Origin of the sequence: Pseudarthrobacter sp. SSS035 (assembly GCF_023273875.1) — a bacterium.
Taxonomy (GTDB): domain Bacteria; phylum Actinomycetota; class Actinomycetes; order Actinomycetales; family Micrococcaceae; genus Arthrobacter.
Genome location: NZ_CP096882.1, coordinates 2,183,888 through 2,208,012 on the forward strand (window position 1 = coordinate 2,183,888; position 24,125 = coordinate 2,208,012).

The 24,125-nt window shown below is 66.9% G+C and carries 22 protein-coding genes and 1 riboswitch; of the genes, 14 read left to right on the forward strand and 8 right to left on the reverse strand.

Annotated elements, in window-relative coordinates; translation table 11 throughout:
• Positions 1–12 precede the first annotated feature (12 nt).
• Complete coding sequence (gene dcd / locus MUN23_RS10010; RefSeq protein ID WP_058930848.1) at positions 13–588, forward strand: dCTP deaminase; 576 nt, start codon at positions 13–15, stop codon at positions 586–588.
• Between the two features lie 148 nt (positions 589–736).
• Positions 737–1,678: a hypothetical protein gene (locus MUN23_RS10015; protein ID WP_248763646.1), complete on the forward strand. Its 942-nt coding sequence runs from the start codon at positions 737–739 to the stop codon at positions 1,676–1,678.
• A gap of 67 nt (positions 1,679–1,745) precedes the next feature.
• Here the strand turns inward: MUN23_RS10015 and MUN23_RS10020 are convergent, their stop codons facing one another.
• The 3 genes from MUN23_RS10020 to MUN23_RS10030 form a co-directional block, all read right to left on the reverse strand.
• Positions 1,746–2,927, reverse strand: a complete 1,182-nt coding sequence (locus MUN23_RS10020; RefSeq protein WP_248763648.1) for a cation:proton antiporter — start codon at positions 2,925–2,927, stop codon at positions 1,746–1,748.
• A 5-nt stretch (positions 2,928–2,932) separates the two neighbouring features.
• Positions 2,933–3,415, reverse strand: a complete 483-nt coding sequence (locus MUN23_RS10025; protein WP_056341364.1) for a cation:proton antiporter regulatory subunit — start codon at positions 3,413–3,415, stop codon at positions 2,933–2,935.
• Positions 3,416–3,601: 186 nt separating this feature from the next.
• Positions 3,602–5,005 carry an MFS transporter gene (locus MUN23_RS10030; protein ID WP_248763650.1) on the reverse strand — a complete coding sequence of 468 codons (1,404 nt, stop codon included), beginning with the start codon at positions 5,003–5,005 and terminating at the stop codon, positions 3,602–3,604.
• A 193-nt stretch (positions 5,006–5,198) separates the two neighbouring features.
• On the opposite strand from MUN23_RS10030, the gene MUN23_RS10035 reads away from it, so the two are divergent.
• From MUN23_RS10035 to mnhG, 6 genes are read left to right on the forward strand one after another with little or no spacing between them, the layout of a single operon-like run.
• Positions 5,199–8,261: a Na+/H+ antiporter subunit A gene (locus MUN23_RS10035; RefSeq protein WP_248763651.1), complete on the forward strand. Its 3,063-nt coding sequence runs from the start codon at positions 5,199–5,201 to the stop codon at positions 8,259–8,261.
• Positions 8,258–8,851 (forward strand): Na(+)/H(+) antiporter subunit C, encoded by a 594-nt coding sequence (locus tag MUN23_RS10040; protein ID WP_248763652.1) that lies wholly within the window; start codon positions 8,258–8,260, stop codon positions 8,849–8,851. Before MUN23_RS10035 ends, MUN23_RS10040 begins: the two co-directional genes overlap by 4 nt.
• Positions 8,848–10,455 carry a Na+/H+ antiporter subunit D gene (locus MUN23_RS10045; protein ID WP_248763653.1) on the forward strand — a complete coding sequence of 536 codons (1,608 nt, stop codon included), beginning with the start codon at positions 8,848–8,850 and terminating at the stop codon, positions 10,453–10,455. Before MUN23_RS10040 ends, MUN23_RS10045 begins: the two co-directional genes overlap by 4 nt.
• Positions 10,452–10,997 carry a Na+/H+ antiporter subunit E gene (locus MUN23_RS10050; RefSeq protein WP_248763654.1) on the forward strand — a complete coding sequence of 182 codons (546 nt, stop codon included), beginning with the start codon at positions 10,452–10,454 and terminating at the stop codon, positions 10,995–10,997. The genes MUN23_RS10045 and MUN23_RS10050 overlap by 4 nt, the downstream gene beginning before the upstream one ends.
• Entirely contained in the window at positions 10,994–11,272 is a 279-nt protein-coding gene (locus tag MUN23_RS10055) for a monovalent cation/H+ antiporter complex subunit F (RefSeq protein WP_058930856.1), read from the forward strand. The genes MUN23_RS10050 and MUN23_RS10055 overlap by 4 nt, the downstream gene beginning before the upstream one ends.
• Positions 11,262–11,684 carry a monovalent cation/H(+) antiporter subunit G gene (gene mnhG, locus MUN23_RS10060; protein WP_248763655.1) on the forward strand — a complete coding sequence of 141 codons (423 nt, stop codon included), beginning with the start codon at positions 11,262–11,264 and terminating at the stop codon, positions 11,682–11,684. Before MUN23_RS10055 ends, mnhG begins: the two co-directional genes overlap by 11 nt.
• 48 nt (positions 11,685–11,732) lie before the next feature.
• On the opposite strand, the gene MUN23_RS10065 is transcribed toward mnhG, so the two are convergent.
• Complete coding sequence (locus tag MUN23_RS10065; RefSeq protein WP_104063261.1) at positions 11,733–11,996, reverse strand: DUF4235 domain-containing protein; 264 nt, start codon at positions 11,994–11,996, stop codon at positions 11,733–11,735.
• A gap of 41 nt (positions 11,997–12,037) precedes the next feature.
• Positions 12,038–12,580: a heme-degrading domain-containing protein gene (locus MUN23_RS10070; RefSeq protein ID WP_248763656.1), complete on the reverse strand. Its 543-nt coding sequence runs from the start codon at positions 12,578–12,580 to the stop codon at positions 12,038–12,040.
• Positions 12,581–12,636: 56 nt separating this feature from the next.
• Positions 12,637–12,778: riboswitch (TPP riboswitch) on the forward strand.
• Between the two features lie 65 nt (positions 12,779–12,843).
• Here MUN23_RS10070 and MUN23_RS10075 point away from each other — a divergent pair.
• From MUN23_RS10075 to MUN23_RS10085, 3 genes are read left to right on the forward strand one after another with little or no spacing between them, the layout of a single operon-like run.
• Entirely contained in the window at positions 12,844–13,494 is a 651-nt protein-coding gene (locus MUN23_RS10075) for an ECF transporter S component (RefSeq protein ID WP_058930860.1), read from the forward strand.
• Entirely contained in the window at positions 13,494–15,110 is a 1,617-nt protein-coding gene (locus MUN23_RS10080) for an ABC transporter ATP-binding protein (protein ID WP_248763657.1), read from the forward strand. The genes MUN23_RS10075 and MUN23_RS10080 overlap by 1 nt, the downstream gene beginning before the upstream one ends.
• Complete coding sequence (locus MUN23_RS10085; protein ID WP_248763658.1) at positions 15,107–15,901, forward strand: energy-coupling factor transporter transmembrane protein EcfT; 795 nt, start codon at positions 15,107–15,109, stop codon at positions 15,899–15,901. The genes MUN23_RS10080 and MUN23_RS10085 overlap by 4 nt, the downstream gene beginning before the upstream one ends.
• Positions 15,902–15,975: 74 nt before the next feature.
• Here MUN23_RS10085 and MUN23_RS10090 read toward each other — a convergent pair whose 3' ends face one another.
• Entirely contained in the window at positions 15,976–18,753 is a 2,778-nt protein-coding gene (locus MUN23_RS10090) for a GNAT family N-acetyltransferase (RefSeq protein ID WP_248763660.1), read from the reverse strand.
• Positions 18,754–18,854: 101 nt separating this feature from the next.
• Between MUN23_RS10090 and MUN23_RS10095 the strand changes: the two genes are divergently transcribed.
• The 3 genes from MUN23_RS10095 (at position 18,855) to MUN23_RS10105 (ending at position 22,528) form a co-directional block, all read left to right on the forward strand.
• Positions 18,855–19,601 carry a siderophore-interacting protein gene (locus MUN23_RS10095; protein ID WP_248763662.1) on the forward strand — a complete coding sequence of 249 codons (747 nt, stop codon included), beginning with the start codon at positions 18,855–18,857 and terminating at the stop codon, positions 19,599–19,601.
• Positions 19,602–19,713: 112 nt separating this feature from the next.
• Positions 19,714–21,237 carry a UDP-N-acetylglucosamine 1-carboxyvinyltransferase gene (locus MUN23_RS10100; RefSeq protein WP_248763664.1) on the forward strand — a complete coding sequence of 508 codons (1,524 nt, stop codon included), beginning with the start codon at positions 19,714–19,716 and terminating at the stop codon, positions 21,235–21,237.
• Positions 21,238–21,301: 64 nt separating this feature from the next.
• A complete protein-coding gene (locus tag MUN23_RS10105) occupies positions 21,302–22,528 on the forward strand; it encodes a glutamate--cysteine ligase (protein WP_248763665.1) in 1,227 nt (408 codons plus the stop codon).
• A 106-nt stretch (positions 22,529–22,634) separates the two neighbouring features.
• Here MUN23_RS10105 and MUN23_RS10110 read toward each other — a convergent pair whose 3' ends face one another.
• Both MUN23_RS10110 and MUN23_RS10115 read right to left on the reverse strand, forming a co-directional pair.
• Positions 22,635–23,288: a hypothetical protein gene (locus MUN23_RS10110; RefSeq protein ID WP_248763666.1), complete on the reverse strand. Its 654-nt coding sequence runs from the start codon at positions 23,286–23,288 to the stop codon at positions 22,635–22,637.
• 170 nt (positions 23,289–23,458) lie between these two features.
• On the reverse strand, positions 23,459–24,082 hold the full coding sequence (locus MUN23_RS10115) for a LysE/ArgO family amino acid transporter (RefSeq protein ID WP_248763667.1): 624 nt from the start codon (positions 24,080–24,082) through the stop codon (positions 23,459–23,461).
• Between the last annotated feature and the right edge of the window lie 43 nt (positions 24,083–24,125).

Consider the following 24,125-nt stretch of genomic DNA (forward strand, 5'->3'; position numbering starts at 1 on the left):
ATTTTGGGAGGCGTGCTGATCTCTGACCGCGATATTCGTGCCGAACTAGACTCCCAACGGATTGTCCTCGAACCTTACGATCCCGTGATGGTCCAGCCGTCGTCGGTGGACGTGCGGATCGACCGGTTTTTCCGACTTTTCGACAACCATAAGTACGCGCACATCGACCCCGCAGAAGAGCAGCCAGAGCTGACCCGGCTGGTGGAGGTGGAGAGCGGTGAGCCGTTCATCCTGCACCCCGGCGAGTTTGTCCTGGGTTCCACCTACGAGGCCGTCACGTTGCCGGACGACATTGCTGCGCGGTTGGAAGGCAAGTCGTCCCTGGGCCGGCTGGGCCTGCTGACGCACTCCACGGCCGGGTTCATTGATCCGGGGTTTTCCGGCCACGTCACGCTGGAGCTGTCCAACATGGCCACGCTGCCCATCAAGCTCTGGCCGGGCATGAAGATCGGACAGCTGTGCTTCTTCCGGCTGACCTCTGCTGCGGAGTTCCCGTACGGTTCCGGCGAATACGGCAACCGCTACCAGGGCCAGCGCGGGCCGACAGCCAGCCGCAGCCACCTGAACTTCCACCGCACCGAGGTCTGAGCCTTTTCCTTCGAGGGGTGAGGTCTCGGCTCTAACCGTCCGTCTTGGCGCCGAGATCTAACCTCTCGGTGCGGCAGTTTGGGAACCACTACTCCTCCACTCTGTGGATAACCGGGTTGGGGCAGCCAGGCTGTGCCAACAATGGGTCATGCGGCAGCCGTCACCTCTTCCGGACCACCTCGCTGGACGTTCCTTTACCCTTCATGAGCAGGTCCACGCCGGCGTCCCCGCTGCGCGTGCATGGCGGAGCGATCTCCGCGTGGCAAGCCGCGGAGTACGCGTTCCCTGGGGTGCGCCGCAGCCGCTTCCCCACACCTGCGCATTGCTGGCCACACTCTCTCCTGGGCTCGTCTGCTGTCTGGCCACCGCGGCGCTGCTGTGGGGCTGCCCGCTGCCATTGGCACTTCAGAACGAACTGAAAATCCACTTGGCGAAGATCGGCGGAGGCGCCCGGCCAGTGCGCAAGGGGGTATCCGGTCACCGGTTGGCCCTTCGCAGCCAGGACGTGGGGGAACTCGACGGCGTCCCGGTCACCTGCCCTGCGCGGACGTGGCTGGACTTGGCCGCGGTCCTGGACTTGGAGGATTTGGTGGCCGCGGCGGACTACTTCATCTGCAGCCAATCGAGGAGCTTCGGGCCTAAGAAGGACGCGCTGTGTTCACTCGGGGACCTTCTCGAGCGGGTCCACTCCACCCCGGGCGCCCGCGGCATCCGGAAAGCCAGGCAGGCTCTGGAACTGTGCCGGGTCGGTGCCGATTCCGCGCCGGAGACCCGGCTACGGCTGGCCATCGGAAGGCTCGGACTGCCGGAACCCGCGCTGAGGTACGTGGTGCAGGACGCTACAGGGTGGGAACTTGCCTGGCCAGACGTGGCGTTTCCGGACTTCAAGGTGGCCGTTAATTACGACGGCCGGCATCACTTGGAAGAACGCCAGCGTGAGTCAGACATCCGGCGGGACGAGTCCATCGTGGCCATCGGCTGGGCATCGGTGACCGTCACAGCTGGGCATGTACGCCAGTGGGGCTTCGATGGGTGCGCCCACCGAGTACTGGACTCCCTTGCTCGGGCGGGATGGCGGATCGAGGGGTGAGGTCTCGGCGCCAACGGTCCGTTATAGCGCCGAGATCTCACGTCTCGGCGCAAGGGAGCGGGGTGGCCTACGCCTTCGCGGCCAACCGGACAGGCCCGCCGAACGCCTTGAGCACCGGTTCCACATAGCGCGCGGCCAGCGGCCCGAGGACGGCCATGATCAGCACGTAGGCGGTTGCCAGGGCGGCGAGGTCGTCCGGGACCACGCCCGACGCCACGGCCAGGCCGGCGATAACGATGGAGAACTCGCCGCGGGCTATCAGGGCGGCGCCTGCACGGAAGCGGCCCGGGCGTGCAATTCCGGCCCGCTTGGCAGCCCAGATGCCCGTGAGCATCTTGGTAGTGGCAGTGATGGCCGCGAGGATCAGAGCCCAGCCGAGTACCGGCGGGATCGTCGACGGGTCTGTGTTGAGCCCGAAGGCCACAAAGAAGATGGCCGCAAAGAGATCCCGCAGCGGTTCCAGGATCCGGGTGGCGCTGTGGGCGGTAGCCCCCGAGATCGCTATACCCAACATAAACGCGCCCACTGCGGCCGAAACCTGCAGGGCTGATGCGACGCCGGCCACCAGCAGTGCGGCGCCGAGCAGGTTGAGCAGGAAGACTTCGGAATTTTCGCTGTGCACCGCTTTTGATACACGGTGGCCGTGCCGCAGTGCCACCATTAAGACGACGGTGACCACCGCCAGGGAGATTGCCACCGTGGTGAGCCCGCCCAGGAAGCTCACACCCGCGAGGGTGGCGGTGAGGATGGGCAGGTACACAGCCATGGCCAGGTCTTCAAACACCAGGATGGACAGCACCACGGGGGTCTCGCGGTTACCGATCCGGCCCAGGTCCGTGATGACCTTGGCGGCGATCCCTGAGGAGGAGATATACGTGACGCCGCCCATAACCATGGCGCCCACCGTTCCCCAGCCGAGCAGGAGCGCCAGTGCCGCGCCGGGGATGAAATTCAGCACCAGGTCAAGAACACCGGCCTGCCAGGATCTGCGCAGACCGGTGAAAAGCTCGGCAGCCGTATATTCCAAACCGAGCATTAGCAGCAGCAGGATCACGCCGATTTCGCCGGAGAGATGTGCGAATTCCTGCATACCTTCGAGCTTGACCACGCCGCCTGCGCCGAAGGCGAGTCCGCCAACGAGGTAGAGCGGGATGGGTGACATTCCGATCCGTCCGGCCAGCCTGGCCAGGAGGCCAAGGCAGAACACAACGGCCCCCAGTTCAATGAGGGTCAGGGCCAGCGGGTCCATGACGCTCAGCCGTTGCGCAGGATATCGGCCGCCGAATCAAGGCCTTCTTGCGTTCCAACTGCAACGAGGAGGTCACCGGAGTGAAGTACGACGTCGGGTCCCGGCGACGGGAGCACTTCGCCTTCGCGCATGATCGCCACGATCGAGACTCCGCACCGGGTGCGGATGCAGGCCTTCCCCATGGGCTGGTTCTGGAACGGGGATTCCGGCGCGATGGAGAACTGCCGGGTCACGATGCCCGGGATCTCCCGGTGCTCTTCAGTCAGCTTCATGGCTAGGTGCTGCCCGCCCAGGAGGTTACCCAGGGTGGCGGCCTCATCGCCGGTCAGGGGAATCGACGCCTGGCAGGTGTCGGGATCGTCCCAAGTGGAAACGATGAGTTCCATCGTGCCCTCGCGCAGCTCCACGACGCCGATGCGGCGGCCGGAAGTCGTCATGAAGTCCTTCCGCCGGCCCAGGCCGGGGAGGTCAGTCTCGTCCACGTTCATACCACCAGCCTAGTCTTTGCAGGCCGGTTTCGGGCGGGGGTGCGCAAGGCGGCGCGAGCGGACACTTGCGGCCCTCGGCGCACACACGCGGCGCGAACTGGCAGCAGATGACGCCAAATCCCGGTTTTGAGGTCATCTGCTGCCTGTTCGCGCTTCAAGGGTGTGGGGCTTAAGTGTCCGTTCGCGCTAGGAGGCTGGAACGACGGCGATGGCGGTCTTGTCCGGCGACTTCACCGGCAGCAGGACCAGCAGGCCGGCGAGCAGCACCACCATGATGCCCAGGATTCCCCAGCGCTGTGCCCCGCCGGGTGCAACCAGGGGCGTGGCCAGCGTGATGCACAGGGTGAACAGCGCCGGGGCCAGGAAACTGACGGCGCGGCCGGTGGTGGCGTAGAGGCCAAACAGTTCGCCGGACTCGCCGTGGGGTGCCAGCCGGGCCAGGTAAGCCCGCGACGAGGACTGGGCGGGCCCCACAAACAAGCACAGGAACAGCCCGAAGACCCAGAAGGTGGTGCTGCCTGCCCACGCCGTGCCAAAGAAGATGTAGTCCCCGTTGCCGAGGACCAGGATCATGGTCCCGGCGATCAGCAGCCCCACGAGGGACCCCACAATCACGGCCTTGGGCCCCACCCGGTCGTCCAGGAACCCGCCGATGACCGCCCCCACGGCAGCCACCACGTTCCCGAAGATGGCGAAGAAAATGACCTGTGACAATTCAAAGCCGAACGTGCCGGCAGCGATGATCCCGCCGAACGTGAACACGGCCGCGAGGCCGTCCCGGAAGACGGCGCTGGCGAGGAGGAAGTAAATGGTGTGCGGGCTGGTGGCGTAGATGGCCTTGATCCGCCGGATCAGCAGGCGGTAGGAGGCCAGGAAACCCAGCGGTTGGGCCCGCTCCGGCCGCGGCAGCTCCGGGACAGCGAACAGCACGGGCATGGCAAAGATGAAGAACCACAGGGCTGAGAACACAGCCACGAGCCGGATGTTCAGGCTGTCCTCGGTGGAGGCGCCGAACCAGTCGAAGCTCGGCTGCACAAACAGCTGCAGCACAATCAGCAGGGCCACAATGCCGCCCAGGTAGCCCATGCCCCAGCCGAACCCGCTGACCTTGCCGATGTTTTTCGGCGTGGAGATCTGGGCCAGCATGGCGTTGTAGTTGACGCCGGCGAACTCAAAGAACACATTCCCCAGCGCGATCAGGGAAACGCCCAGGAGCAGGAACTCCGGCCGTGGGAACACAAAGAAGCACAGGCCAGTCAGGACGGCGACGGCGGCCGTGTTGACCCCCAGCCACAGTTTGCGGCGCCCGCCGTTGTCCGAGCGCTGCCCGGTCACCGGAGCGAGCAGCGCGATGGCGATCCCCGCGATGGCCAGTGCACCGCCAAGAACTGCAGAGGCCTGATCCTCGCCGCCGAAGGCATTGGAGGTGAGGTAGACGGTGAACACAAAGGTGGTCATGACCGCGTTGAAGGCCGCAGATCCCCAATCCCAGGCGGCCCAGGCGAGGACTCGGCCCTTGCCGGCGGCCTGGGTTCCGGCCGCGAGTTCCGATGACGGCTGCATGGCCTCAGGAGCGCTGGCGGTGTTCATAGGCTGAATCGTATCCGCCCCTGGCGAACATCGCGGTGATGATACGCCGGACACCCGGGAAATTCCAGGGACCCGCGATCTGGGGCGGGAAAAGTGTCAGTGGTGCCTTGATAAACTGTGGCCACCGAACCTGACGAATGACCGCCTGCCCTAACTTTTTGACAATCGAATCCCTGACGTTGCGGAGATACCAGTGATCACAGTCCTTGCCGTGCATTTTGCGGTTGCTGCCGTGGCGCCGTTTCTCTTCAGGGCGTGGGGTCGCAACGCGTTCTATGCGCTGGCGGCTGTGCCCTCTGCTTCCTTTGTCTGGCTGTTGTTCCAGCACGGCGCCGTGTACTCGGACGCCGGCGCGGTCTCGGAGGTCTTCCCGTGGATTCCCGGGCTGGATCTTGAATTCGCCTTCCGGCTCGATCCCCTTGCCTGGGTGATGTCGCTCCTTATCCTGGGCGTCGGCGCCTTGGTGCTCGTCTATTGCGCCCGGTACTTCAGCCTCAAGGACCAGGATCTCGGCGGCTTCGGCGCCCAGTTCCTCGCCTTCGCGGGAGTGATGTTCGGCCTGGTGATCGCTGACGATCTTCTGCTGATGTTCATCTTCTGGGAACTCACCACCATCCTGTCCTACCTGCTGATCGGCTTCGCCCGCACCAGGCTGGCGGCTCGGCGTTCGGCGCTGCAGGCCCTGATGGTCACCACCGCGGGCGGGCTGGCCATGCTGGTGGGCCTGGTCATGCTTGGCCACAGCGCCGGCACGTACCGGATTTCGGCGATCCTGGCGCAGGCTCCCACGCTGATAAGCGGACCGACCGGCGCAATCGTTGCCGCCGCCGTCGTACTTATCCTGGCGGGCGCCATCAGCAAGTCCGCGCTGGTTCCCTTCCACTTCTGGCTCCCGGGAGCCATGGCGGCCCCCACGCCGGTGAGCGCCTACCTCCACGCCGCGGCTATGGTGAAGGCCGGGATCTACCTAGTGGCACGGCTTGCCCCGGGATTTTCCGACACCGCCTACTGGCAGTCCATTGTGCTGGGCCTGGGCCTGGCCACCATGCTCGTTGGCGGCTACCGGGCGCTCCGGCAGACCGACATCAAACTCATCCTGGCCTACGGCACCGTCAGCCAGCTGGGTTTCCTGACCATGGTGGTGGGGCTGGGCACGCCGGACGCGGCCCTCGCCGGTCTCGCGATGCTCCTCGCCCACGGACTGTTCAAGGCCACCCTGTTCCTGGTGGTGGGCATCATCGACCACCAGGCCGGTACCCGCTATGTGCGCCAGCTTTCCGGCGTGTTCCGGCAGTCGCGGGCGCTCGGAATAGTGGCCGGCATCGGTGCCGCCTCGATGGCCGGCGTCCCGCTGCTCGCCGGATTTGTGGCCAAGGAAGCAGTCCTGGAAGCCTTTATCCACCACGCTTCCGGCGGCGAGGCCTGGAGCATGGTGGTGCTCGTGGGCATCGTCCTCGGTTCCATTCTCACGTTCGCCTATAGCGCACGCTTTATGTGGGGAGCGTTCGCGGTGAAGCCCGGGATCGAGCGGACAACGTTCAAGGCGGTCAAGCCTTCCTTCCTGGCAGCCCCGGCCGTCCTCAGCGTCCTCAGCATCGTCTACGGCCTCTGGCCGGCGTCGGTGGACGCCTGGGTCCAGCCCTACGCCGCGCTGTTCGCCTCCACCGCGTCCGACGCCGGCACATCGGCCGAGCAGGCCGGCCACCTTGCGCTGTGGCACGGTTTCACCCCCGCCCTGGGACTGACGGCCCTCACGTTCGCCCTGGGCCTGGCGATGTACTTCGGACGGAACCTGGTGGCCCGCGCGCAGTCCCGCGTTCCCGGCTGGATCGACGGCGACCGCATGTACCAGCTGACCATCGGCGCCCTGGACGACACCGCGGTCTGGATTACGGGCCGCACGCAGCGTGGTTCACTGTACTTCTACCTCGCGGTAATCCTCACGATGGCGTTTGCGCTGCCGCTGACCGCCATGGTGCTGGCGGGCAAGCCGCTGCCGGACAACCTGTACTTCATCGATCCCTACTCGCCGCTGCAGCCAGTGGTCGGGGCGGGAATTGTGATCGGTGCGCTGGCCGCGGTCAAGGCCAACAAACGGTTCCTCGCCGTGCTGATGGTGTCCGTGACCGGATACGGGATCGCCCTGATGTTCGCGCTCCAGGGCGCACCGGACCTGGCCCTCACGCAGATGCTTGTGGAAACCATCATCCTGGTGGCCTTTGTCCTGGCCATGCGCAGCCTGCCCGCGGAACTCCGTGACCGCACCGGCGGCAAGTACCGGGTGATCCGCGTGATCATCGGGGCAGCGTTCGGCGTCACCATGGTCTTCGCCGCCATCCACGCCATGGGCGCCCGGGTGGCCGTCCCCGTGTCCCTGGAATTCCCGCGCCTTGCCTATGAAGGCGGCGGCGGGCTGAACATCGTCAACGTGACCCTGGTGGACATCCGAGCCTGGGACACGTTCGGTGAAATATCCGTCCTTGCCCTGGCCGCCACAGGTGTTGCCAGCCTCATCTTCGTCCGCGGCCGCGGCGACCGGACCAGGGTCTCTGAAACTATTGCCGAGGGCAGCGTCGGCCGCCAGGTCGCAGTGGATCCCGGGTCGCGGGAAGCCGCGGCCCTGGCCATCAGCCGCAAATTCGCCGCCTCCGCCCGGGATGCCTGGATCGTGGCGGGGCGCACGCTGGCACCGGAACGGCGTTCCATCATCTTTGAAGTGGTCACGCGGCTGATCTTCCACTCCCTGATCATCTTCTCGCTTTACCTCCTCCTGGCCGGCCACAACCTGCCCGGCGGCGGCTTCGCCGGCGGCCTGACTGCCGGGCTTGCCCTGGCCATCCGCTACCTGGCCGGCGGCCGGTTCGAACTGCGCGAGGCCACGCCCGTCGGCGCCGGAACTCTGCTGGGGATCGGGCTCGCCACTGCGGCGGCGTCCGGTGTGGTGCCGCTGCTGCTGGGCGGCCAGGTATTCCAGACCGCCATCATCGAACTCTGGCTTCCGGTGTTCGGGGACATCAAGTTCGTTACGTCCACCATCTTCGACATCGGCGTCTACATTGTGGTGATCGGACTGGTGCTGGACGTGCTGCGCAGCCTGGGCTCCGAGATCGACGAACACTTTGAAGAGCAGAGAACTGCGCCCGCCGAGGACGCGCAAAGCGACGACGCTCCTGCCGCTGCCGCGGTGCAGGCGGATGTGCACGCCAAGGAACCCGCGGGCGTCCCCGCCGAAACCACCGCGAGGGGCCAAGGATGAGCGTCAACCTGACCCTGCTTACCGTGATGGGTGCCCTGTATGCGTGCGGCATCTACCTGATCCTGGAACGCAGCCTCACCCGCGTGCTGCTGGGGCTGATGCTGCTGGCCAATGCCACCAACCTGCTGATCCTGGCCACCGGCGGCTACGCAGGCCTGGCGCCGCTGTACAACAAGGACACCGGCGCCCAGGAGTACGCGGACCCGCTTCCGCAAGCCCTGATCCTCACGTCGATCGTGATCTCGTTCGCAGTGACGGCCTTTATGCTCGGCATCATTTACCGCACGTGGGTCCTGGCCCGCCAGGATGAGATCCAGGACGACATCGAGGACCTCCGTGTCGCCGAGACGCCCCGCTTCGACGCCGAGGATGACGCCCCGATTCCGGCCGAAACTTCGGAGTTTCCCCTGACCATGCTGGGCAGTGACGGGACAGCCGTCTCGGACCACCCCACGGCTGCGGACGGCCCGGATGAGGCCGGGGGTTCCGTCACCGCCGGCGCTAAGGAGATTCCTGCCGGGGACGCCGCCGCCGAAGAGCAACCCGGCTCGCAGAACGTAACCCCTGGTCCCGAAGGAGGTGTGAAGTGAACATCGCAAGCTTTGCCCCGCTCGCCGTCGTACTTCCCATCCTCGGTGCCGCCCTGGCCTTCCTGCTGATCCGGCACTCCCGCGCCCAGCGCGCGGTGAGCATCGGCGTGCTGTCCCTGACACTTCTGCTGGAGTGCCTGCTGCTGGCCTCCGTGTGGGACGGCGGAACGGCCGCCGTGACCATCGGCGGCTGGCTGCCGCCGTGGGGCATCACCATGGTGGTGGACCAGTTCTCGTCCCTCATGCTCGTGGTGTCGTCGGCCATCAGCCTCGCTGTGCTGGTCTACGCCACCGGCCAGGGCATGGCCGACGGCGACCAGGACGCGCCGGTGTCGATCTTCCACCCCACCTACCTGATCCTGGTGGCCGGGGTGTCCAACGCGTTCCTGTCCGGGGACCTGTTCAACCTGTACGTCGGCTTCGAGATCCTGCTGACGGCAAGCTATGTGCTGATGACACTGGGCGGAACCGGCCCCCGCATCCGCGCCGGCGTCACCTATGTGGTGGTCTCCGTGGTGTCCTCCGTGCTGTTCCTGATCTCCATCGCGATGGTCTACGGCGCCACCGGAACCGTGAACATGGCCGACCTCGCCATCAAGCTCGCGGACCTGGACGAGGGAACCCAGACCCTGCTGCACGTGATGCTGCTGGTGGCCTTCGGCATCAAGGCGGCCGTGTTCCCGCTGTCGTTCTGGCTGCCCGACTCCTACCCCACGGCGCCCGCGCCGGTCACCGCCGTGTTCGCCGGCCTGCTGACCAAAGTCGGTGTCTACGCGATGGTGCGCACGGAAACCCTGCTCTTCCCCGGGGACAGCCTGAACACTCCGCTGATGGTGGCGGCGCTGCTGACCATGGTGGTGGGAATCCTGGGCGCCCTGGCCCAGAGCGACATCAAACGTCTGTTGTCCTTCACCCTGGTCAGCCACATCGGCTATATGGTGTTCGGCCTGGCGATGTCCTCGGTGGCCGGGCTGGGCGCCGCCGTGTTCTACGTGGCCCACCACATCACCATCCAGACCAGCCTCTTCCTGGTTACGGGCCTGATCGAGCGCCGCGGCGGCAGCTCCTCCGTGGACCGGCTGGCCGGCCTCGCCAAGCTGTCACCCATCCTGGCCCTGCTCTTCTTTATCCCCGCCATGAACCTTGCCGGGATCCCGCCGTTCTCCGGTTTCCTGGGGAAAGTGGGGCTCATCCAGGCCGGCATCGAACTGGGCACGCCCCTGGCCTACGCCCTGGTGATCGGCGGTGTGGTCACCAGCCTCCTGACCTTGCTGGCCGTCGCGCGGGTCTGGAACCGCGCATTCTGGCGCAAGCCCTCGGACGCCGAGCACCCGGACCCCGTCCTGCTGGCTGAGCCCGAGGATTCGGATACCGGCAGCCGGGCCGGCCGCAAAAACGTCACGCTGCTGCCCCGCACCATGGTGGGCTCAACCCTGGGCCTGGTGGTCCTGGGCGTGTCACTCACTGTTTTCGCGGGCCCGCTGTTCACAGTCTCGGACCAGGCCGCCCACGAAATGCTGGACAGGTCCGCCTACATCCAGGCCGTACTGGGCGAGGACACGGACGTTCCCCCGCTGGCCCTGAAAGACGGTGGGGGCAAATGAGCCGCCGCCGGATTTCCCTCCGCCAGGAACTGCCCCTGCTGGTATGGCTGGTGATTGTCTGGGGCGCCCTGTGGCAGGACTTCAGCCCCGGCAACCTGCTCTTCGGCGCGTTGCTGGCCGTCCTCGTGGCCCGGATATTCTACCTGCCGCCGGTGGAACTCAGCGGCCGGTTCAACATTCTTTATGCAGTGCCATTCGCCCTGCGTTTCCTGGGCAGGGTGGCGGCAGCCAGCGTTGAGGTCATGTATCTGGCGGCTGTCCGCGGCCCGCGGGTCATCAACGCCGTCGTCGCGGTGCCGTTGCGGAGCCACCAGGACCTGATGGTCACCGCCACCGGGCACGTGATTTCGCTGATCCCGGGCTCGCTGGTGGTGGAAGTGGACCGGTCAACGTCCACCCTGTACCTCCACGCGCTCAATGTCAGCAACCCGGAAGAAGTGGAAAGCCTGCGCAAGGAAGTCCGCTCCATCGAAGCGGGCCTGATCAGGATCATGGGCACCCGCGAAGAACTCGAAGCAATCCGGCAGGAGGCCGCAGCATGATGCAGACCGTCCTGGCTGTCACCGCAGTCATTCTCTCGCTGGCGGCGGCGGGAGCCATCATCAGGATCTCCCGCGGCCCGTCGCTGCTGGACAGGGTGCTGGCCTCCGACGTCCTGCTCGCGATCCTCGGTGCGGCCCTGTGCATCGACATGGCCGTCAACCGGCACCTGAACAACCTGATGCTGCTGGTGGCGCTGTCCGTGGTCGGCTTCATCGGGTCGGTGACCGTTGCGCGCTACGTGGCCGACCGGCGGGAGCAAGCCAATGAGTCCTGAGGCCAGCGTGGTTGATAACGTCATCGATACCGTGTCGGCGGTGTTCCTGGTAGTGGGTGCCCTTATGTCGCTCGCCGCCGCCGTGGGCCTGCTCCGTTTCCCGGACCTGCTGAGCCGGATGCACGCGGCCACCAAGCCCCAGGTGCTGGGGCTGTTCCTACTCCTGGCGGCCATCGGCCTGCAGCTGCGCACCTGGTGGGTGTGGCCGGTGCTGCTGGTGGCCTGGATTTTCCAGCTGCTGACGGTGCCGGTTTCCGCCCACATGGTGGGCCGCGCCGGTTACCGGACCAAACACCTGCACCGTGAGCTGCTCAGCTCCGATGAACTCGAAGCCGTGGTTCAGAAGGCGGCCCAGTCGGCCCGGGATGAGTCATCCCGGGATGAAGCGTCCGACGGCGGCCGGCGGGACTGAGCGTCAACCCACCGCCGGACTGCTTGCCAGGGTTAAACCTCGCCAGGTTTAGACGATGTCCTGGGACTTGGCGAAACGGGTGATGGCCCGCTGCGTGCCGCGGTTGGCGAGCACCTGGATGATGGTGCTGACCGAGGCCGAAATGAGCGCAAACGTCAGGGCCGAGCGCAGGGTGGTGGGAGTGTCTTCATCCTTGCCGGTGGGGGGCTTGCGGCCGGTGGACTTTTCCCACACGGTATTGACCACCTTGGTGCCGACGAACCCGGCGCCGATGCTGATTGCAGTGCCGAGCAGCTTGATGAACAGGTTCATTCGTTGAACTCCTTGTGAGCGGATCCGGGACTTCCTTTAGCCTAACCCGGCTGCATGGACTCCAGAATCTCACGCAGGGCTTCCACCACCAGATCGTGGTCCTGCTGCTGGGGCAGGCCCGAGACCGTCACCGTGGCCACTGCACCCACGCCGGCGACGTAGACCGGGAAGCAGCCGCCGTGCGGGGCGTAGGTGGACTCGTCAAACCAGCCGTGGTCCTCGATCCGGCCGCCGTGCAGCCTGCCGCGGAGGCCCACCAGCAACGAAGGGATCTCATACCTGGCGGCGGTGCGCTGCTTCGCCTGGATCCAGCGCTCGTTGTCCGGGGTGGCGCCGTCCAGGGCCACGTGGAACAGGACCTGGTCACCCTTGGTGATGTCGATCGCGATGGGCAGCTTCCGGCTCTTGCCCAGCTCCACCAGGAGCAGCCCGAGGTTGAGGGAGTCGTCCTTGCTGAAATGCGGAAACTGCAGCTCGTTGATCTCGGCTTCGACCCGGGCAATCAGGGCCTCCAGCAGCCCCGCCGGCTGGGGCACCGTCGAATCGGGATTGAACGCAGTCACAGTCGGGTTGTTGGCAGTCATGGCCCACAATCTACCCCGCCCTCGGTGTAAACTGGAGCACGCCCATCAGGGCAGATTTATTACGACAGGGGAGCGCCGCCGTCGGACATCACTGGCATTGCCAGGGAACCGCAGGTGGGCGCTGAGAGTGCGGACAGCCGCAGACCCTCGAACCTGATCCGGTTAGTACCGGCGCAAGGGAGTCGAGTTCTCGAAGTGTCCGGAAACGGCGGCAGCGCCGCACGCCGGGGCACTTTCCCCTCCTGTTCCTCAGGAGGACCAAAATGACAACTGCAGCAATCAAAAAGACCGGCAATACCTGGCGCGTTGTGGACATCGTAGTGGCGGCACTCATCGCCATCACCGGCGGCGTGATCTTCTGGGCCTGGTCCCAGGGCGCCGGCATCGTCTCCGCCCCCATGAACGCCGTTTACCCCCCGCTGACCGGCCTGATCGCCGGCGGCTGGATGATCCCGGCAGTGCTGGGCATGCTCATCATCCGCAAACCCGGCGCGGCACTCTTCTGCGAAGCGGTGGCCGCCACCGGCGAACTCATCATGGGCTCGCAGTACGGCGCCACGGTGCTGATCTCCGGACTCCTCCAGGGCCTGGGCGCCGAGCTGGTGTTCTTCCTGCTGGTGTACGGCAACTTCCGGTTCAAGTCCTTCCTGCACCAGAAGTACAACCTCATCGCCGCACTGCTGGCCGGTGCCGGGGCGGGCCTGTTCTGTGGCCTCAATGACTCGTTCCTGCCGTGGGGCTGGAACATCGCCTACGAGCCCGGCGACAAGCTCGCGTACATCGTGTTCTGCACCATCTCCGGCGCGGTGATTGCGGGTGCCTTGTCCTGGATTGCCACCCGCGGCCTGGCCCGGACCGGTGTGCTGAGCTCGTTCGCGTCCCGGAAGGCAGCGTCGGAGCCCGTCTTCAACTGATGACCGCTTCCGACGCCGGCGCTTCCGGAGTGCGCCCCGCCGCGGTGTCCGCCCGTGGCTGGGGCTGGCGGCATGCGGGACGTTCCGCCCCCGCCGTCCAGGGCCTCGACCTCGACATCGCGCCCGGCGAGCGGGTGCTGCTGCTGGGCCCGTCGGGCGCGGGCAAGTCAACGCTGCTGCACGCGCTCGCAGGGGTGCTGGGGGATGAAGGGGACGACGCCGACGAAACCGGTTCGCTGCTGATCAACGGTGTGGTGCCCCGCGGGCAGCGCGGCCGCTCGGGCCTGATGCAGCAGGATCCGGAAACGCAGGTGGTGCTTTCCCGGGTGGGTGACGACGTCGCCTTCGGCGCCGAGAACCTCGCCGTTCCGCGGGACGAGATCTGGCGGCGCGTCCATGAAGCGCTCGACGACGTCGGGCTGCGAAGTGCCGGCGGCACTGGTTTGGACGCCGACGGCGGCGCTGGTGCCGCCGGGCTCGCGCTGGACCACCCGACGTCGGCCCTGTCCGGGGGACAGAAGCAGCGCCTCGCGCTGGCGGGTATCCTCGCGATGCGGCCCGGGCTGATCCTGCTGGACGAGCCCACAGCGAACCTCGATCCCGCCGGTGTGCTGGAAGTCCGGGACGCCGTGGGCCGCTGCCTGGACAAAACCGGCGCCACGCTTGTTGTGGTGGAACACCGGGTGTCCGTCTGGAAGGACCTGGTGGACCGGATTGTGGTGCTCCAGCCGGGCTCCGCAGCGGGCTCCGCTGGAAGTTCCGCCGGGACGTCCGCCGTCCTGCTGGACGGGCCGCCGGACCAGGTGCTGGCGGAGGCGCGGGACATGCTGATCGGCGCGGGCGTCTGGGTACCGGGGTATGTCCCGGCAACCCGCCGCCGCGTGTCCGCAGGCTCCGGTGACCTGCTGCTGGCTGCCGAGGACCTTGCCGTCTCCCGCGAGCGTCCGCGGCGCCGCGGTTTCCGGACCATCCCGCCCGTGCCGGTGCAGCAGGGCATCGCGGCACAGGTCCGTTCCGGCCAGGCACTCACCGTCACGGGACCCAACGGCGCCGGCAAATCAACGTTTGCGCTGACCCTCGCCGGACTTCTGGCACCGGTGGCAGGGAAGGTGTCCGCCGCCGTCGAGCTTTCCGAGGGGGCCGGGATCGATCCCTTCACATGGAAAGCCAACCAGCTGATTTCCCGCATCGGAACCGTCTTCCAGGAACCCGAGCACCAGTTCGTGACCGGCCGCGTGCTGGACGAACTGATGTTCGGCCCGCGGCACCTGGGGCATGGCGAGGAGCGGGTTGATGAGCTGCTGGAACGGCTGCGCCTGACGCACCTGGTGGACGCCAATCCGTACACGCTCTCGGGAGGCGAAAAGCGGCGCCTCTCGGTGGCCACTGTCCTCGCTGCCCACCCGCGTGTGCTCGTCCTCGACGAGCCGACCTTCGGCCAGGACGCCAACACCTGGGCCGAGCTCGCATCGTTCCTCTCAGAACTGCTCGACGCCGGGACCTCCGTGGTTTCCGTGACCCACGACCAGGAATTCAGCGCCGTCCTGGGCGGGGCCGAACTGCGGCTTGGCCCGGCCTCCCGCGGCGGCGCCCGCCAGGAAGCAGATGCGGCATGAGGGATGCCCTGACCCTCCGCGGCAACGACGCGCTGCTTACGCGCGCCAACCCGCTGGCCAAGTTCGCCGTCGTCTTCCTCATCACGCTGGTGCTGGCGCTCTCCATCGACTGGGTGTCCGCCTCGGTGGCGCTCGCGGCCGAGCTGGCGCTCTTTCCGCTGGCTGGGCTCACCCTGCGCCTGTTGTGGCAGCGCGGCTGGCCACTGATCATCGCGGCAGCCCTGGGCGGCTGGAGCACGGCGATCGTCGCGGCGGACAGCGGCGCTGTCCTGCTCGACGTCGGGATCTGGTCCATCAGCGAGGGTTCCCTTCAGCTGGGCATCGGTTTTATGCTGCGCGGACTCGCGATTGCACTTCCGGCGATCCTGCTTATGACCTGCACGGACCCCACCGACCTCGCCGATGCCCTGGCCCAGAAGGCCCGGCTGCCGCACCGGTTTGTCCTCGGCACGCTGGCCGCGATGCGGCTGGTGGGGCTCATGGCCGAGGAATGGCAGACCATCGGCATGGCGCGGCGGGCCCGCGGCGTCGGTTCGCAGGGCAGCCCGCTGCAACGGCTGCGGGCCACCCTCGGGCAGAGCTTCGGGCTCCTGGTCCAGGCCATCCGCCGGGCGTCCCGGCTGGCCATCACCATGGAAGCGCGCGGTTTTGGCGCGGGGCGTAGGACATGGGCCCGGGAATCCACGTATTCGCCACTGGATGCCTGGGTCCTGGCGGGCGGCGTACTGATCGCGGCGGCTGCTGTGGTTTCCGCGGCTGTATTGGGGACCTGGAACTTCGTCTGGCGCTAGCTGGATCTTGTCAGCGGCGCTGGTCAGTTCTGCCAGCGCAGACTGGTCGGCGTGCTCTGCGGCGGCGGGGCTTGTCAGCGCGTGCGCAGCGGAGCCGCCCGGTCGAACCTCTCACGCGTCAGGAACGCCAGCTGGGCTTCCTTTTCCGCCAGCTGGATGACGGGTCCCAGCTCGAAGCATGTGGCGTCGAGCCGGCGCAGGGCTTTGGTGTTGCGGGCATCCGGCTCCACCACGATCCTGTCCTTACCCGGCACGGAGAACATGTATTGGATCAGGGACGTGGCGAGCCGCGGCGTGAAGTGCGGGACAGGCCGGGTGGCCGGAGCCAGCATCAGGTGCATCCCGATGTCCTCCTCGCGGGCAGCGTAGGCCTCGCCGACAGGATCGTGGAGCGGCTCGTACGTCTGGAACAGCGCCATCGGCTCGCCGTCGAGCACCACCAGGAAGGCATGGTGCGTCTCCAGCGAATCCAGGAACTCATAGATCCCCAGCACGTCTTCGCGCGTGTGCTCGGTCATGCCCCAGAACCTGGCACGCGGCTGGCTGACCCACTGGTAGATCAGATCGAGATCTTCCGCGGGAGTGAGCGGGACGATCCGTAGGCTGCCCCAGCCCTTGAGCTCTTCGGTGTAGATCGTGGTCCGCAGGGAGTAGTCCCGGATGGTGGTGTTCATGGCTTCCTTTGTGGGCTGGCGATGTGCTGTGGTGTCCGACACGGGCTGGCTGCCGGCATTGTGCGCGGTATCGAATGTGAGCCGCGCCCAGTCGGTGATGACGGGAACCAGCTCGCCGGCGGCCCATAACGGCAGCTGGTCCGAAAAGTGCGGGCTGGCAGGGCTCCCCCCGGCGCCGAACGGGACAACCCACCGGCTCTGCTGCCGGTGCGAGAGATCCCAGACATACCGCGCAACCGGTCCGCGGAAGCTTCGATCCTCGATCCCCGGGAGGCTTTCGGTGCTGAGCACGCAGCCCGTGTCGCCGGAGAGCGGAGCCGTGGGCACGGAGTTGGCCAGGCTGCCGGGGAGTTCGTGAACGGCCAGGAGCTGGTGGCGCTGGCCCCAGAGCTTTTTGCCCGCGAGGATTGCCGCCTCTTCCAGCGCTGCTGCGGATTCGACGGCGGGGCTGATGCCAAGTTCCGCTCCGCGATGCAGCAGTGTCTCGAGGGCGAATCCCACCCGCGCAGCCACCGACAACCACGGACCAAACAGCGGCGAGTGTCCGGTCGGCGCCGCCAGGGGTGCCAGCGCCGCGTGCCCGGCAATCCGCCGGACAAACAGGCCGCGCCATGCCGCAAAGTCGCCCGCGTCCTTGCTGTGGGCGTCCATGCGGCCGTCCCACGCCAGCAGCCGGGAACGCAGGCCAGCGGCACGCGCCGTCAGCGAGCCGGCGTCGAGGCCTTCAAGCAGCCTGCGAAACTGCGGCCAGGGACCCAGCTGCGTGTCCGAGTGGATGGCCTGCATGTCATCAACGGTGAAGGCCGCGGCGCGCGGAGCTTCCAGCAGCTCGCGGATCCGCCGGGCACGGTGGGCCGGGGCGAATTCCATGCCCACAGCATCGCCGCCACCGGCCTCCCGGTCGTTCGCGCTGACCGCAAAACGAGTCACCGGAGTGCCCAGCAGCGGCACGTATATGCCGTTCCAGGAATGTTCCGAGGAGTATGCCGGTACGGGAATCCGGCGGTTGTGGTGGTTTCGCGCCGGGACCAGCCCCGCGAGAAAATGCCTGACATTGCCCTCGGCGTCCGCCGCCATCACGCTGTTCACCGGCTCCACCCACCGTTGCAGGGCTGCTTCCACGTCCGCGACTGAGCGGCTCCGCAGCAGCGGCAGGAGGGCCTCGAAACCCAGCCGCTCCTCAACCCGCGCCGGGAACCGCAGACTCAGGGCGCCACCGTCGGGCCCGCCCGCGATCACCGGGCCGCGGGCGGTCTCGAAGAGTTCCACCTCCTCAGAGGCGCCGCCGCGGACGAGGATCGTCTCACGTTCGACGACGGCGGGTTCCCAGCCGAGCGGGCCGCGCGCCTCGATGCCGGCCTCGCCTGAGCCGGAGACCGTGCGGCGCAGTTCCTCCTCGAAGAGGTCCTGGTAGTCGGCCATGGCGTTGGTGATGGCCCACGCCGTGTGTCCGGTGTGGCCGAAGTGCGGCAGCCCCGGAACGCCCGGGAAGGCGAATCCGACGGTGTCGAACTCCGGGCAGGCGAGCCGCACCTGCTGGTACACGCCGGGCAGTTCCAAGAGGCGGTGGGGGTCGCCGGCGATGAGGGGCAGGCCGCTCGCGGTCGCAGAGCCGTGCACTGCCCAGGCGTTACTGCCGGACCACACGGGAGCCTCGATGCTGAAGAGGCCCACGGCGTCGGGCCCCAGCGTCCGGGCGACGTGGGCGCGGAAAAGTTTGTTGGGAAACGTGGAGAACAGGATGTGCTGGACCAGGAACACACCCAGCGGCGTCCACGGATTCCACGGCGCGGGCGCGGTGCCGGATTCCTCGAACTCCAGCCCGCCCCGCAATCCGTCCGCCAGGGCCTGGTTGATGCCCGCCACGTAACTTTGGCACCAACGCCGGGTGCCGGCGTCGAGCCTTTCGAAGCAGCGGCGTGCCGTGTCGTCGAGCCTGGCCTGCCTGGCTAGGCGGTCCCAGTGCAGGCCGGCAGCGCCCAGCATCTCTGCGGTCCGGCCCTCGGATCGCCAGCGTTCAAGCTCGATCTGCCAGGATCGGTCCGTCGCCGCATTCATGCCCTGAAGATGCGCGAGCTCCTCAACGGAGTCCGCCCACAAATGCGGGATTCCCCACGGGCCGCGGTAGGTTCCGGTGCCGCCTGCGGGGGCGGCATGTTGTGTCGGGGCAGGCGTCATAGTCAGGAGCGGCTTTCGAGCTTAGGTTAGGCTAACTTTAGTCAAGATAGGTGGAGCCGGCCCTGATCGCAAAATCGGGCCGGTACGTGAAGGAGTGTTGCTTGAAGCGCAGTTGGGAAGGCGTTGTCCTCAAAGTCATGGGCGCCAAGGACTTCGGGCTGGAAGTCACCGGGCGTGAGGAGATTACGCCCGACTTCCTTCGGGTGCACGTGCGCGACGGCGGTCTGCTGGACCGTTCTGACCTGCACCCCACCATGTGGATCCGCCTGTGGTTCGACGACGCCGGCAAGGGGTACCAGCGCGCCTACACGCTGGTTGATCCGGACCCGAAGGCCGGTACCTTCAGCCTGGACTTCGCCATGCACGACGGGATCGCCGCCAACTGGGCACGCGGCGCGCGGCCCGGCGACACCATCGAAGCCACCGTCCAGGGCAGTGCCTTCGACTTCCCGAAGCCAATTCCGCGCCGTGCATGGATCGTGGGCGATCCGGCATCCGTGCCGGCCATCAACTCGCTGCTGGACGAGCTGCGGACGGTGGACGCCGCCGCCGGCCGCCCCACGCCAGTGACCGCCTGGCTTGAATACCAGCACGACGCCGACCCCTCGCTGGAGCTGCGAACCGGGGAGTCCGACGTCGTCAGCTGGATTCCGCGCAAACGCGACGGCGCTGCGCTGGTGGATGCGGTGTGTGACGCGCTGACCGCGGACTCCGTTTCGGTCGGCGAGGACTACTTCTGGGTGGCCTGCGAGGCGTCCAATACGCGCGCCATCGTCAAGCACCTGCGCAAGGACCTTGGTGTGGATAAGCAGCGGATCAATGCGCTGGGGTACTGGCGGGTGACGTAGGCCCCCGCCGCGCGTCGTGTCGAATATCGCATGGAGTGGGTATTCCATCCAGCAATCCGCGACATGCGGGCAAAATGCCCAGCCAATAGCTCATCTGTGATATTTTTTATCTATGATTCAGCAAACTGCCGAGCACGTCGCCGCCACACTCAGGGACGCCCGGACCGAGAAGGGCTGGACCCAAGGCCAGCTCGCGTCAGCGCTGGGAACCAGCCAGAGCGCCGTCGCCCGGATGGAGCAGGGCAAGCAGAACCTGAGCCTAAAAATGATCCAGCGGCTCGAAGCCATTCTCGACCGCAGCATCGTCAAGGTGGGCAAACCGCAGATGACGCACCTGCGGATCGAAGGCGGCCGCACGCTTTCCGGGGCGGTGGATGTCAACAGCAGTAAAAACGCCGGTGTGGCGTTGCTGTGCGCCAGCCTGATCAACCGCGGCACCACCGTCCTCCGCCGCCTTGCCCGGATCGAAGAGGTCAACCGGATCGTGGAGGTCCTGACCAGCATCGGCGTCGAGTGCACGTGGCTAAACGACACGGATCTCCAGCTCCGCCGCCCCGCGGTCCTGGACCTCGAGGCCATGGATGTGGACGCGGCGCGCCGCACCCGCAGCGTGATTATGCTCCTGGGCCCGCTTCTTGACGAATCCGCGGAGTACCGCCTGCCGTATGCCGGAGGTTGCGATCTGGGCACCCGCACCGTGGAGCCGCACATGCAGGCGTTGCGCCAGTTCGGGCTCTCCGTGGAGGCCACTGCCGGTTTCTACGCCGTGCAGGCTCCGCCGCCGGACACTCACGACCGGTCCTTTGTGCTGACGGAGCGCGGGGACACTGTCACCGAGAACGCGATCATGGCAGCGGCGCACCGCCGCGGCACCACCGTCATCCGCAACGCCAGCCCCAACTACATGGTCCAGGACCTCTGCTTCTACCTCGAGATGCTGGGCGTGAAGATCGACGGCGTGGGCACCACCACACTGAAGATCACCGGGCAGCCGCAGATCGACGTCGACATTGAGTATTTCCCGTCCGAGGACCCCATCGAGGCCATGAGCCTTATCACCGCCGGGATCGTCACCAACTCAGAGGTGACCATCCGCCGCGTGCCCATCGAGTTCATGGAGATCGAGCTGGCCACGCTGGAGCAGATGGGCCAGCAGCTGGAGATTTCCGGCGAGTACGTGGCGCGCAACGGCCGCACCCGGCTGGTGGATGTGACCACCAAACCGTCCGAGCTGCGGGCGCCCGAGGACAAGATCCACCCGATGCCGTTCCCCGGCCTGAACATCGACAATCTGCCGTTTTTCGCGGTCATCGCCGCCAACGCCCACGGCCAGACCATGATCCACGACTGGGTCTATGAGAACCGGGCCATCTACCTCACGGAACTCAACCGGCTCGGCGCCCAGGTGCAGCTGCTGGACCCGCACCGGATCTACGTCAACGGCCCCACGAAGTGGCGGGCCGCCGAGGTGGGCTGCCCGCCGGCACTCCGCCCCGCCGCCTGCCTGCTGCTGGCCATGCTTGCGGCGCGGGGTGTTTCGGAGCTGCGGAATATCTACGTGATCGAGCGCGGCTACGAAGACCTGGCCGAGCGGCTCAACACCATCGGCGCCAAGGTGGAGTACTTCCAGGACTAACGCTCGCAGAATCCGACGACCCCGCGGGCTGCCGCCTCCTTGACCGTTGCAGCACAATATAAGAATGCGTACATTCGGCGTCGAGGAAGAGCTCCTGATCGTTGATCCGGACACGGGGGAGCCGCTTGCCCTCGCGGACGCGATGCTGTCCGGCCGCCGGATGGCAGCCGACGACGCCCCGGAACGTCCCTATGCGCTGGCAGCCAAGGAAAAAACCGCCCACGACGACTGGACTGGCCTGACTGCCGAGCTGAAGCTTGAGCAGATCGAAACCCAGACCCGTCCCTGCCTCGAGTACGCAGAACTGCTGCAGCAGATCCGGGCTGGCCGGCTGCTGGCGGACCAGGCGGCCACCAAGAACGGTGCAAGGGTTGCCGCGCTGGCCACGTCTCCGTTTGGCCTTGCGAGCCACACCACTCCGGACGCCCGCTATGCCCGGATGCTGGAACGCTTCGGCCTGACGGCGCAGGAGCAGCTGACCTGCGGCTTCCACGTCCACACGTTCATCGAATCCAAGGACGAGGGCGTGGCCGTGCTGGACAGGATCCGGGACAAGCTGGCAGTGCTCACGGCACTGAGCGCAAATTCGCCGTTCTGGAACGGGATGCCCACAGGATTCGAGAGCTACCGAACCCAGGCCTGGAACCGCTGGCCTATGTCCGGCCCTTCGGCCATTTTCAGCACGTACTCCGCATATCGGAGGGTGGTCACGCGTCTGCTGGACAGTGGCGTGCTGCTGGATGAAGGCATGATCTACTTTGACGCCCGACTGTCCCGGAACCACCCCACGGTTGAGGTCCGCGTGGCCGACGTCTGCCTCCGCGCCGAGGACGCTGCCCTGATCGCGGTGCTGGTGCGGGCCTTGGTCGAATCGGCCAGCCGTGAATGGCGCGACGGCGTGGAGCCGGCCCCGGTGCCCACGGTGCTGCTGCGGATGGCGGCATGGCAGGCGAGCAGCAGTGGCCTGAGCGGTGAGTTGCTGGATTTTGGCACGTTCAGGCCGGCGCCGGCCGTCGACGTGGTGCGATCCTTGGTGGACTATCTGGCTCCGGTCCTCGCCGAGCAGGACGAACTTTCCCTAGCCCGGCAGGGCGTCGAGGATATCATTGCCCGCGGCACCGGCTCCACCGAACAGCGCAGGGTGCGGGACGCGGTGATGGAAGAATCGGCGCCCGACGACGGCGGGCTGGGGGCCGTGGTTGCCCACGCCGTGCGTGTCACGATGCGCGGCACCTCCGGGTTGCGTGAGGCGGACGAGGTCCCGGAGCTGCTGCGCGTACGCCTGTCCTGAGTTCTCCCTGAGGCTTTGTGCGAAAAACCTTTGCGCGAACTGGCAGATAATGCCCTGTTTGCCCGTTTTTGGGGTCATTATCTGCCCGTTCGAGCCAGCCCCAGCGTCAACGCCTGGGGAGTGCGTCCGAGTGGTCTTCGGAGGGAGCCATGGGTTCCTCGTAGCGCATCAGCTGGACACCCACCGCGGTCTCCACCAGGTAGAAAGCGAACGGCGGAATATCCTTCGTGCCAGCCAGGATTGCAGCAAAGACGGGAGCACTGGCGGCCGCCGTGATGCCAGTCCAGGGTTTCAGCGGTAAGAGCAGCAGCCCCGCCCCCAGGGCCGCGAGCCCGCCGATATGCAGCCCTGAATATGTAAGGAACGGCCAGTTGGAACCCCGCCGATACGCGAACCTCTCCAGGTCCGAGGCGCGGTCCGCGAGGGCCACAACGAACAAGGGCGCGCCTGCCAGCAGGGCGGCTGCTGCGCCGGCGGCCAGCGTCTTGGCGGGGTCGGTGCCGGGGCCGTAGCGGATGGATTGGGCGAACCGGGCAAATCCGACGGGAACAGCCATTGTCCCGGCGGCTGCCAGGAATTGTCCGGCAACCCAGAGGCTGCGGTGGCGCTCCAGCATGGCCAGCCTGGCTGCCGGGTCGCGGGTGGCGTGCACATTCCCCACGAAGGAGATTCCGAGTCCCCAGCAAGCGCCGGCCGCGACGATGACTGCTCCGGCCTTTCGATAAGGCCTGCTGCCCTGCACTGGCTGGGTTCCGTTCATGGCTGGCTCCCGGTACGGCGGATGCGTTGGCCCAGCAACATCGCGGTGGTGACCATGAAGCTACGCCGCCCTGCCGCCGAGGTCAACGGAAGTGCTCGAACGGGCAGATATGGCCCGGTTCTTCGCTGTGAGGGGCCCCAAGTGTCCGTTCGCGCCAAGAGACGACGACGTCATGCACCGACAGCCAGGCGCACACCCAGCGTGAGCATGACCGCTGCGACGAGTCCGTCCAGGATGCGCCACGAGGCGGGCCGCGCGAAGAACGGCCGAAGGACCCTGGCCCCGAAACCCAGCGCGCTGAACCAGGCGATGCTGGCGGCGATGGCTCCGGCCCCGAACCACCACTGCAAATCCTGCGCCTGCTGGTTGGCCACCGATCCGAGCAGCAGCACAGTGTCCAAGTAGACGTGCGGGTTGAGCCACGTCAGGGCCAGCACCGTGCTGAGGGCGGCGCCGAGGCCGACGGCGGGCTGCCGCCCCGACGCCGTTAGCGCTCCCGGGCGAACCGCCCGGCGCGCCGCCATTACGCCGTAGCCCACAAGGAAGGCGGCGCCGGCAAACCGGACCACGTCTACGATCACGGGACTCGACTGGAGCAGCGCCCCGACTCCAGCGATGCCCGCCGCGATGAGCAGCGCATCCGAGACGCTGCAGACCAGGACGACGGCGGCCACATGCTCACCGCGGATTCCCTGCCGGAGGACAAAGGCGTTCTGGCTGCCGATGGCCACGATGAGGGCGAGGCCCGTGCCGAAGCCCAGCGCGGTGGGGCCGATAAGTGCAGTCAGTTCCATATCCTCCAACGTACGGGCGGACGTATGATTACTCCAGCTAAAT